The organism is Streptomyces sp. NPDC097619, assembly GCF_040302735.1.
GTDB lineage: Bacteria > Actinomycetota > Actinomycetes > Streptomycetales > Streptomycetaceae > Streptomyces.
In genome coordinates this window covers 1-1,344 of the sequence record NZ_JBEOSD010000330.1, presented here as the reverse complement: position 1 = coordinate 1,344, position 1,344 = coordinate 1, and the positions used below count along the sequence as shown (strand labels likewise).

The window sequence follows — 1,344 nt, the reverse complement described above, 5'->3', positions numbered from 1 at the left end:
CGGGACGCTCCGACCACTGATTGAGAACTGCGGTCATCGCTGGTTAGGGACCTGTCGGCGGAGTGTTCTTCGGGCCACGGAGATGCTGGTCACGGTGGAACGGAGCGACGGGCTTGAGCACGTCTCACGAGCGGATATGGGTCGGCATCGACGCCGGCAAGGGCCATCACTGGGCGGTGGCGGTCGACGCCGACGGCGAGACGGTGTTCTCGACGAAGGTGATCAACGACGAGTCGCAGATCCTTGCCCTCATCGAGACGGCCCGGGAGAGGGCGGGCGAGGTGCGGTGGGCGGTGGACATCTCCGGCCGGGCCTCGACCCTGTTGCTGGCCCTGCTGATCACGCACGGGCAGCACGTCGTCTACGTGCCCGGCCGCACGGTGAGCCGCATGTCCGGCGCCTACCAGGGCGAGGGCAAGACCGACGCCAAGGACGCGCGCGTCATTGCCGACCAGGCCCGAATGCGCCCGAAGGGCTTCGCCCAGCTGACCACCCCCGCCGAGTTGGTCGCCACGCTCCGGGTGCTGACCAACTACCGGGCCGACCTGATCGCTGACCGGGTCCGGTTGATCAACCGGCTGCGCGACCTTCTGGTCGGCATCTGCCCCGCTCTGGAACGGGCCTTCGACTACTCCGCGGCCAAGGGCCCTGTCGTCGTGCTGACCGAGTATCAGACCCCGGCAGCCCTGCGGCGGATCGGCGTCAAGCGGCTGACGACCTGGTTGGAGCGCCGCAAGGTCCGAGGCGCCGACGCCGTCGCGGCCAAGGCCGTCAAGGCGGCCCAGTCCCAGCAGATCGCCCTGCCGGGCGAGAAGCGGGCCGCGAAGCTGGTCTGCGACCTCGCCCACCAGCTCCTGGCCCTGGACGACCGGATCAAGGACAACGACCGGGAGATCCGCGAGACCTTCCGCACCGACGAGCGGTCCGAGATCATCGAGTCCATGCCCGGCATGGGCCCCATCCTGGGCGCCGAGTTCGTCGCCATCGTCGGCGACCTGTCCGGCTACCAGGACGCGGGGCGCCTCGCCTCGCACGCCGGCTTGGCCCCGGTCGCCCGGGACTCCGGCCGCCGGACCGGCAACTACCACCGGCCCAAGCGCTACAACCGGCGGCTGCGGCACGTCTTCTACCTGGCCGCCCAGACCGCCATGATGCGGCCCGGTCCGTCCCGCGACTACTACCTGAAGAAGCGTGCCGAGGGCCTGCTCCATACCCAGGCGCTGCTGTCGCTCGCCCGCCGCCGGGTCGACGTGCTCTGGGCGATGCTGCGTGACAAGAGGCTGTTCACCTCCGCCCCACCGGTCACGCAGGCAGCTTGACTTCGTCATTGAGATTCCTTCGGGG

General features: G+C 69.7%; 1 protein-coding gene. It reads left to right on the top strand.

Features of this window, described 5'->3' with window-relative positions; translation table 11 throughout:
* Positions 1–113 precede the first annotated feature (113 nt).
* Positions 114–1,319: an IS110 family RNA-guided transposase gene (locus ABTZ17_RS36820; protein WP_352200183.1), complete on the top strand. Its 1,206-nt coding sequence runs from the start codon at positions 114–116 to the stop codon at positions 1,317–1,319.
* The last annotated feature ends 25 nt before the right edge of the window (positions 1,320–1,344 follow it).